Source organism: Pseudomonas sp. Ga0074129 (assembly GCA_001465025.1).
Lineage (GTDB): Bacteria > Pseudomonadota > Gammaproteobacteria > Pseudomonadales > Pseudomonadaceae > Aquipseudomonas.
Genome location: LNDO01000096.1, coordinates 26,226 through 35,655 on the forward strand (window position 1 = coordinate 26,226; position 9,430 = coordinate 35,655).

7 protein-coding genes and 1 pseudogene are annotated in these 9,430 nt (G+C 63.0%); 4 read left to right on the forward strand and 4 right to left on the reverse strand.

The annotated features are described in order from the left end of the window. The first annotated feature begins 370 nt into the window (after window positions 1-370). From AUK77_RS15030 to AUK77_RS15045, 4 genes are all read left to right on the forward strand, one after another. Window positions 371-2,272: a sigma-54-dependent Fis family transcriptional regulator gene (locus AUK77_RS15030; protein WP_296131099.1), complete on the forward strand. Its 1,902-nt coding sequence runs from the start codon at window positions 371-373 to the stop codon at window positions 2,270-2,272. A 276-nt stretch (window positions 2,273-2,548) separates the two neighbouring features. Beyond that, entirely contained in the window at window positions 2,549-3,904 is a 1,356-nt protein-coding gene (gene mpl / locus AUK77_RS15035; RefSeq protein WP_296131102.1) for a UDP-N-acetylmuramate:L-alanyl-gamma-D-glutamyl-meso-diaminopimelate ligase, read from the forward strand. A gap of 119 nt (window positions 3,905-4,023) precedes the next feature. Continuing rightward, on the forward strand, window positions 4,024-4,656 hold the full coding sequence (ubiX, locus tag AUK77_RS15040; RefSeq protein WP_296131104.1) for a flavin prenyltransferase UbiX: 633 nt from the start codon (window positions 4,024-4,026) through the stop codon (window positions 4,654-4,656). After that, window positions 4,649-4,948, forward strand: coding sequence for a YceK/YidQ family lipoprotein (locus AUK77_RS15045; RefSeq protein WP_296131106.1), 300 nt, complete (start codon window positions 4,649-4,651; stop codon window positions 4,946-4,948). Before ubiX ends, AUK77_RS15045 begins: the two co-directional genes overlap by 8 nt. Before the next feature lie 8 nt (window positions 4,949-4,956). Here AUK77_RS15045 and AUK77_RS15050 read toward each other — a convergent pair whose 3' ends face one another. The 4 genes and pseudogenes from AUK77_RS15050 to AUK77_RS15065 form a co-directional block, all read right to left on the reverse strand. Next, window positions 4,957-5,823: an MBL fold metallo-hydrolase gene (locus AUK77_RS15050; protein ID WP_296131107.1), complete on the reverse strand. Its 867-nt coding sequence runs from the start codon at window positions 5,821-5,823 to the stop codon at window positions 4,957-4,959. Window positions 5,824-6,022: 199 nt separating this feature from the next. Then, a complete protein-coding gene (locus AUK77_RS15055; protein ID WP_296131109.1) occupies window positions 6,023-7,201 on the reverse strand; it encodes an acetyl-CoA C-acetyltransferase in 1,179 nt (392 codons plus the stop codon). A gap of 93 nt (window positions 7,202-7,294) precedes the next feature. After that, the gene (locus tag AUK77_RS15060; RefSeq protein ID WP_296131112.1) at window positions 7,295-9,067 is read right to left on the reverse strand and encodes an acyl-CoA dehydrogenase C-terminal domain-containing protein; all 1,773 of its coding nucleotides are present in this window, start codon (window positions 9,065-9,067) and stop codon (window positions 7,295-7,297) included. A 117-nt stretch (window positions 9,068-9,184) separates the two neighbouring features. Continuing rightward, window positions 9,185-9,430 (reverse strand): annotated as a pseudogene (locus tag AUK77_RS15065) (cation acetate symporter); the annotation flags it as partial.

The window sequence follows — 9,430 nt, forward strand, 5'->3', positions numbered from 1 at the left end:
AGCAAGGGCTGGGCCAGGTGCGTGAAAGTACCGTTTTAGAGCCTTCGCGTTGCGAAAGGCGATGATGCGCAGTGATGGCTTGTATCGCGCTTGGCACAGGCTGGCGTGACACTTTGTACCGTTGCCGATACAGCGCCGTGACTCGTCGGTCAGGCTGTCTTGCAATGGCCGCAAAGCTGGTAGATGCTCGGCCATCACGTGCAACTCCTAGCAGGCCGTTGAAAACGTAGGCGAGGCCGGCAAGACAAGGCAAAAACAGGCGAGGAAGCGGAGTTTACTGGTGTAAATGAGCATTCCGAGCCTGTTTTTAACGAAGTATTGCCAACGCAGGCAGTTTCTCAACGGCCTGCTATTGCGGAGAATAATAACAATGCATAACCCAGCAAGCCGTCACGCTCAGCAGGTATTGACCGTGGCCCAAGGGCGCGGCGAACTCGCCGGTCCCGCAGCCGATACTTCTGTGGCGCGTTCTTGGCTGCGCTGCCTGCAGCAGCACCACCTCGACCCAGCGCAGAACATGCCGCCCGCTGTCATCGAACACGCACGTATGCTTGAGCGACGCGAGCAGTTGCAGCAGGTGCTGGAGATTTCCAGCAACGAGATGAACAGCCTGCACCGCCAACTGGCCGGTTCTGGCCATGCCGTGTTGCTCACCGATGCCCGTGGGGTGATCCTCAACTGCGTCACCGAGCAGGCGGAAAAACGCACCTTCGAGCACGCCGGCCTGTGGCTCGGCGCCGACTGGAGCGAAGCCTGCGAGGGTACCAACGGCATCGGCACGTGTTTGGTCGAGCGCCAGCCGCTGACCATCCATCAGAACGAACATTTCCGCAGCCGGCACACTGGCCTGACCTGTTCGGCCAGCCCGGTGTTCGACCCGCATGGTGAGTTGCTGGCGGTGCTGGATGTGTCCTCGGCGCGGCATGACGTGTCGCGGCAGAGCCAGTTCCACACCATGGCGCTGGTCAACCTGTCGGCCAAGGCCATCGAGGGTTGCCACTTTCTGCGCAGCTATGAAGGCGAATGGCTGCTGCGTTTTCATGCTCAGGCCGAATACATCGGTCAGTTCAGCGAAGGGCTGTTGGCTTTCGATGGCGATGGCCGCGTGAGTGCGGTGAATCAGAGTGCGATCAACCTGCTCGGCCTGTCGCGGCGGCAACTGCTCGGGCGTACCTTGGTCGAGGTGTTCGACTGCCGTTTGGATGATCTGCTCGGCCGCGCCTCGGCGCAGCCCAGTGCCAGTTGGCCGTTGTACACCCAACGTGGCCAGTTGTTGTTTGCCATGCTGCGCGGTCAACCCCGGCGCAGCGCTCAGGCCCTGGCGGCTACGGCGCTGGCAACGCCGGGTTTGTGTCTGGCCGACGCGGGTTTGCAGGCTGATTTCCGCCGGGCGCTGCGGGTGTATGAGCGTGATGTGCCGCTGCTGATCGGTGGCGAAACCGGCACCGGCAAAGAAGCCTTCGCCAAGGCCCTGCATCAGGTCAGCTCACGCGGCGGCAAACCTTTTGTGGCGCTGAACTGCGCGGCGATTCCCGAAAGCCTGATCGAGAGTGAATTGTTCGGTTATCGCGGCGGCAGCTTCACTGGCGCGCGCAAAGAAGGCATGCGCGGCAAGTTGCAGCAGGCCGATGGCGGCACGCTGTTTCTTGATGAAATCGGCGACATGCCGCTGGTGCTGCAAACCCGTTTGCTGCGCGTGTTGGAAGAGCGCCGGGTCGAGCCGATTGGCGGTGAAGCGCAGGCCATTGATGTGCGGGTGATCAGCGCCAGCCACCGCGACCTCAACGAGCGCGTGGCCAGCGGCGAGTTTCGCCAGGACCTGTTCTATCGCTTGAATGGCCTGGTGATTGAACTGCCGCCGCTGCGTGAGCGTAGCGACAAGCTGGCACTGCTGGATTTTCTGCTGGCCGAAGAAGCGCGCGGGCAACCCGTGCGCCTGGCCGATGCGGCGCGCGAGGCGCTGCTGGGCTACGCCTGGCCGGGTAACGTGCGGCAACTGCGCAATGTGCTGCGCACCCTGTGCGCGTTATGTGAAAACGGCGTGATCAGCCAAGCCGATTTACCGGCTGAAATGCGCCATGCCCGGCCTGCACTGGCCGCGCTGCCCGTCAGCAAACCCGATCAGCTGGGCGATGCCGAACGCCAGGCGCTGCTGGCCGTGTTGGACGCGCAGCACTGGCACATCAGCCATGCTGCCGAGCAACTGGGCATCAGCCGCAACACCCTGTACCGCAAACTGCGCAAACACTGCATCGCCAAGCAGGGTTGTTGACGCGGTAGGTCGGCGGTGAGCGCAGCGGGTTTGTGTGGGCTGTTGGGCTTCGTCGCAGGCTCCTCAACCCAACCTACGGGTGTTTGGTCGGCGTTTTGATAGCGCATGTAGGTTGGCGTTGAGCGCAGCGAAGCCCAACGGATCTGTGTGGGTTGTTTCCTCAACGGATCACCGCCCGACCCAACCGACGGAAAAGCTCAAAGGCGCTGTGCTAATCTGCGGCCAGTTTTTATCCCGCCTTATTCACCGGCTCTGACGACGCCTTCAAGGTACATCATGCATATCCATATTCTCGGCATCTGCGGCACGTTTATGGGCTCGCTGGCCGTCTTGGCCAAGGAACTCGGCCACCGTGTAACCGGCTCCGACGCCAACGTTTACCCGCCCATGAGCACTCAGCTGGAAGCGCAGGGCATCGAACTGACGCAGGGCTATGACGCCGCCCAACTCGACCCCGCGCCGGATCTGGTGGTGATCGGCAATGCCCTGTCGCGCGGCAACCCGGCGGTGGAATATGTGCTGAACAAAGGCCTGCCCTACGTGAGTGGCCCGCAGTGGTTGGCCGACCACGTGCTGCAAGGCCGTTGGGTGATGGCGGTGGCTGGCACCCACGGTAAAACCAGCAGTTCGAGCATGCTGGCCTGGGTGCTGGAACATGCCGGCATGAGCCCGGGCTTTTTGATTGGCGGTGTGCCGCAGAACTTCGGCATCTCCGCGCGTTTGGGTGGCACGCCGTTCTTTGTGGTGGAAGCCGACGAATACGACAGCGCCTTCTTCGACAAACGTAGCAAGTTCGTTCACTACCGCCCGCGCACCGCGATTCTGAATAACCTGGAGTTCGATCACGCGGACATCTTCCCGGATCTAGCCGCCATCGAGCGGCAATTCCACCATCTGGTGCGCACCATTCCCGGTGAAGGGCTGATCATCCATCCCACCACTGAACCGGCGCTTAAACGCGTGATCGAAATGGGCTGCTGGACGCCCGTCGCCACCACCGGCGAGGGCGGGCAATGGCAGGCCAATCTGCTCAGCGCCGACGGCTCGCGCTTTGAGGTGATTTTCGAGGGTAAAACCGCCGGCACCGTGGACTGGCAACTGACCGGCCAACACAACGTGGCCAACGCGCTGGCCGTGCTGGCAGCGGCGCGCCATGTGGGCGTGGTGCCGGAGCTGGGCATCGCTGCGCTGTGCAGCTTTATCAACGCCAAGCGGCGCATGGAGAAGGTGGCCGAGGTCAACGGGGTGACCATTTTCGATGACTTCGCTCACCACCCAACGGCGATTGCCACCACCTTGGATGGCCTGCGCAAACGCATCGGCGACGCCAAGCTGATCGCCATTGTCGAGCCGCGCTCCAACTCGATGAAGCTCGGCGCGCACCGCGACGGCTTGCCTGAGTCTGTGCTGCAAGCCGATTCTGTTTACTGGTACGCGCCGCCGAATCTCGGCTGGGACTTGGCCGGCACGGTCGCGGCCTCGACGGTGTCGACGCAGGTGTGCGATTCCCTGGAAGCGATCATCGCCGGGGTCAAGGCCGAGGCCGCGCCGGGCACACAAATTGTGGTGATGAGCAACGGCGGCTTTGGCGGTTTGCATGGCAAGCTGGCAGCGGCCTTGGCTGAGCGCTAGATCGTCAGGTTCGTAGCCCGGATGCAATCCGGGGCAAGAGTCACCCGGATTTCATCCGGGCTACGTGGTTGCTGTGTGGCTAACGGCGCAGTGTTTTAGCCAACATTCGAGGAGCTTCGATGAGCGGTCCAGAACGAATTACCCTAGCCATGACCGGTGCCTCGGGCGCGCAGTACGGCTTGCGCCTGCTCGACTGCCTGGTGCGCGAAGACCGTGAGGTGCACTTCCTGATTTCCAAGGCGGCGCAGTTGGTCATGGCCACCGAAACCGATGTCAGCCTGCCGAGCAAACCGCAGGCCATGCAGGCGTTTTTGAATGAGTACACCGGCGCCGCGCCGGGGCAGATTCGCGTCTTTGGTAAAGAAGACTGGATGGCCCCGGCGGCGTCAGGCTCTGGTGCTCCGACCGCGATGGTTGTGGTGCCGTGCAGCACCGGCTCGCTCTCGGCGATTGCCCATGGTGCGTGCAACAACCTGATTGAGCGCGCCGCCGACGTGGCCCTCAAAGAGCGTCGTCAGTTGATTCTGGTGCCGCGCGAGGCACCGTTCTCCAGCATCCATCTGGAGAACATGCTCAAGCTGTCGAACATGGGCGCGACCATTCTGCCGGCGGCGCCGGGCTTTTATCACCAACCGCAAACCATCGATGACCTGATCGATTTTGTCGTAGCGCGCATCCTAAATTGCCTGAACATTCCCCAAGACATGCTGCCGCGTTGGGGTGAGCACCATCAGATCAGTCCCGATGAATAAGCGCCTGAGTCGCCTGGTTCTGGGGTTGAGCTTGGCCCTGACGCTGAGCGGCTGCGCCACGGTGCGCACCCTCGACGCAGCCAAGCCCGATGCGCCGGTGGTCTATGCCGGCACGCGGCTCAACCTGTATGCCCTGCAGGGCGGCTGCTGCGCCACCGAGCGCTTCGGCGCCGAAGCCCCGGCGTATCCGGCGGCTGATCTGCCGGTCAGCGCGTTGCTCGACACTTTGCTGTTGCCACTCTCCCTGGCCACCGCCATGGGCATTAGCCTGGGTATCAGCGGCGGTTTGTAGACAGCCGGTTAACTGGCCAGCTGGCACACCTGTTCAGCGGCCTGTTGCAAGCCATAACGACCTTTTTCATCACGGCTGATGCGACCCATGGCTGTGGCGGGGTCGTGGGTGAACACCAGTCGGCCGTTGCGGCTGAAGAGGTCGGCCAGCAGCGCTTCTTTCTCTTCGATCAGGCCTTCAGGGAAGCGGTCATAGCCCATGGTGATGGGCAGGTGCACCCACGGCGCGCCAGGGATCAGGTCACCGGGGAATACCACCGGGCCGTCCGGCATGGCCACTTCCGGCAGCAGTTGGCCGGGCGTGTGACCATCGCTCCAATGCAAACGCCAGTCCGCGCCAAGCAGCTCGCAGTGTTCGGTTTCGTCGATCAGTTGTAGGCGGCCGCTGCCTTCCAGCAACGCCATCAGCTCAGGGATATAGGAAGCGCGGTCGCGGGCGTGCGGCTGGAAGGCTCTCTGCCACTGACGGCGGCCTGTGATGAACTGTGCATGGGGGAACAACAAGCGCGCCGGCTGGCCTTCTTCCCACGCGGCGAGCAGGCCGCCGGCGTGATCAAAGTGCAGGTGGGTGAGCACCACAATGTCGATGTCGGCATCACTCAGGCCGACAACGGCCAGGCTGTCGAGCAGCACGTGGCGGTCTTCCTGTACCCCGAAGCGCTCTTTCAGTTCGGGGCTGAAGAAGGCACCGATGCCGGTTTCAATCAGGATAGTGCGCTCATCCTCTTGTACCAACAGTGCGCGGCAACCGAGGTCGATGCGGTTCAGTTCATCCGGCGTCATCCAGCGTTGCCACAGGGCTTTGGGCGCGTTACCAAACATCGCGCCGCCATCAAGTTTTTGGCTGTTGCCGGTCAGGGTGGTCAGGGTTCGCATGGGGATTCTCTTGTTCTTGTCGGGGATTGCAGGGGGATCGATCAAGCGTGATCCACACGGGTGGATCAGGCCATTGGACGAAGGGCTGACGAGGCTTTTGATATCCGCCGGGTGTGCCTTGGTGGATCGGTGTAGCGTGATCCACCCTACGCCGAAATCAACGTAGGGTGGATGTCGCTTTTTACATTCACCGCTGCGATTAGCGTTCGATGACCAGCGCCACGCCCTGGCCACCGCCGATGCATAGGGTCGCCAAGCCTTTGTGTGCGTCGCGGCGGATCATCTCATGCACCAGGCTGACCAAGATGCGGCAGCCCGACGCGCCGATGGGGTGGCCTAGGGCAATGGCGCCGCCGTTGACGTTGACCTTGGCGCTGTCCCATTGCAATTCGCGGCCGACGGCGATGGCTTGAGCGGCGAAGGCTTCGTTGGCTTCGATCAGGTCAAGTTGCTCCAGGCTCCAACCGGCTTTTTCCAGGGCGCGGCAGGTGGCAAACACCGGGCCGATGCCCATGATCGCCGGGTCGACACCGGCACTGGCGTGGGCTTTGATCCGCGCCAGAATCGGTAAGCCCAATGCCTGCGCTTTGCCTTCGCTCATCAGCAGCACGGCGGCGGCCCCGTCGTTCAAGGTCGAGGCATTGCCGGCGGTGACGCTGCCGTCGCGTTTGAAGGCCGGGCGCAGTTGGCTGAGGCTCTGCAAGGTGGTGCTGGGGCGCGGTTGTTCGTCGGTGCTCACCAGCAGGCTGTCGCCTTTGCGCTGGGCGACGGCAATTGGCGTGATCTGCGAAACAAAACGTCCCGCTTCGAGGGCGGCGCAGGCACGCAGTTGCGAGTGAGCGGCGAAGGCGTCCTGCTCGCTGCGACTGATGCCGTATTGCTCGGCCAGGTTCTCGGCGGTGATGCCCATGTGGTAATCGTTGAAGGCATCCCACAGGCCATCGTGGAGCATGGTGTCGAGCAACTGCCCGTGGCCCATGCGCAGGCCGGTGCGCGAATTGTTCAGCACATGCGGTGCCTGGCTCATGTTCTCCTGTCCGCCAGCGATGATCACCTCGGCATCGCCACAGCGAATGGCCTGGGCGGCCATGATCACGGCTTTCAGCCCCGAGCCGCAGACCTTGTTCAGGGTCAGCGCCGGTACGGTGTGCGGCAGGCCCGCGCGGATCACACTTTGCCGCGCGGGGTTCTGTCCGGCCCCTGCGGTCAGCACCTGACCGAGGATCACTTCATCGATCTGCTGCGTTGGCAGGCCGGTGTCCTGCAGCAGGCGACGGATCACCGCCGCACCCAGATCGACCGCGCTGACGCTGCTCAATGCGCCGCCGAAGGCGCCGATGGGCGTACGGGTGGCGGCGACGATGACGACTTCTTGCATGATGATTTTCTACCTCGAATAAAAAAGCGCGACGTTCACTACGAACGCCGCGCAAACGCTCAACTGTGAGGGCGACTGCTCGTCGCCCGTTGTTCAGAACTGTTCGGCGGCCAGGCCATACAGGGCGTCGCTACCCGCGCGGATGCTGGCTTCCAGGCCCAAGGTGCGTGGTAGCAGGCGGGCGAAGAAGAACGCGGCGGTGGCCAGTTTGGCGCTGTAAAACGCCTCGTCCTCGCCGCGTTTGGCCTGCGCCACGGCGGCCATGCGCGCCCACATCCAGGCATAGGCGGTGTAGCCGAACAGGTGCAGGTACTCCACCGAGGCTGCGCCGGTCTCGTGGGGGTTGCTGGCGCTGCGTTGTTGCAGCCAGGCGCTGAGGTTTTCCAGGCGCTCAATGGCGTCGAGCAGTTCAACGGCATAAGGGCTGCCGGGTTGCTCGGCAAACCGGCGGATCTCCGCGGTGAACTGGCGCAGCGCCACGCCGCCGTTGGCGATGACTTTGCGCCCGAGCAGGTCGAGGGCCTGAATACCGTTGGTGCCTTCGTAGATTTGCGCGATGCGCACATCACGCACCAATTGTTCCTGGCCCCACTCGCGGATGTAACCGTGGCCACCGAAGACCTGCTGGCCGTGGATGCAACTGTCCAGCCCGGTGTCGGTGAAGAACGCCTTGGCCACCGGCGTGAGCAGCGCCACCAGGGTTTCGGCGTGCTGTTGCTCGGCGATGTCGTCGCTGAACTTGGCGAGGTCAAGTTGCTGGCCAACGTAGCAGGCAAAGGCGCGTCCGCCTTCGGTCATGGCTTTCATGCTCAACAGCATGCGCCGCACATCGGCGTGCACGATGATCGGGTCGGCGGCTTTGTCCGCTGCCTGTGGGCCGCTGGCTGCACGGCTTTGCAGGCGCTCGCAGGCGTAATCGCGGGCCGCCTGGTAAGAGGCTTCGGCACAACCAATACCCTGAATGCCGATGGACAGGCGCTCGTAATTCATCATGGTGAACATCGCCGCCAGGCCCTTATTCGGCTCGCCGATCAGGTAGCCGGTGGCGCCGTCGAAGTTCATCACGCAGGTGGCCGAGGCCTTGATGCCCATCTTGTGTTCAATCGAGCCGCAGCTTACGGCGTTACTTGCGCCTAGGCTGCCGTCTGCATTGACCAGCACTTTGGGCACCAGAAACAGCGAGATGCCGCGCGCCCCTGTGGGGGCCTCGGGCAGTTTGGCCAGCACCAGGTGGATGATGTTTTCGGTGAGGTCCTGCTCGCCGCCGGTGATAAATATCTTGCTGCCGCTGATGCGGTAGCTGCCGTCGGCTTGCGCTTCGGCGCGCGTACGGATCAGGCCCAGATCGGTGCCCGCGTGGGCTTCGGTCAGGCACATGGAGCCGGCCCAGCGGCCTTCGTACATCGGTGGCAGGTAGGTGTTCTTCAGTTGTTCACTGGCGTGGGCGTCGATGGCCAGGCACGCGCCGGAACTCAGCGCGGAATACAGGGCAAAGCTTGAGCCTGCACCGTAGAGCATTTCTTCAAAGGCTACGGCGAGCATCTTGGGCATGCCCATGCCGCCATACGCCGGGTTGCCAGACAGCCCAACCCAGCCACCTTCGATATACGTGGCATAGGCCTCTTTGAAGCCCGCCGGGGTGCGCACCTCGCCCGCGTACCACTGTGCACCTTCTTCATCGCCACTGCGGTTGAGCGGGGCGATCAGGCTGCTGGTGACTTTGCCAGCTTCTTCCAGAATGGCGTCGGCGGTGTCGGCATCTACCGTCTCAGCCAGGGCTGGCAGGCGCGCCCACAGGCTGGGAGCCTCGAAGACGTCATGCAGGACAAAGCGCAAATCGCGCAGCGGGGCGGTGTAGTCAGGCATCAGGGACCTCGGCAATCCAACGGGTTGGAGCCCATTGTGTTGTTGAAAAAAAGGGCGCGTAAGGCGCCCTGAAAGGTCAGGCGATCACGCAGTGCGCGCCTGATTACATCGCACATCTCAATGGTTGGAGGCCGCAGCAGCGCCGAGACCGGTTTGGGCGCGCACGAACTGGTCATCGAAGGCGGCGCGCTCGCGTTCTGCACGGGCGCTGCGGTCTAACCTGGAGACCACCACGATGACCAGGAAAGCCAGTGGCATGGAGAACAGCGCTGGATGGTCATAGGGGTAGATGGCTTGAGCGTTGCCCAGCACAGTCACCCAGACCGCTGGCGATAGAATGACCAGCACCAGCGCAGTCACTAG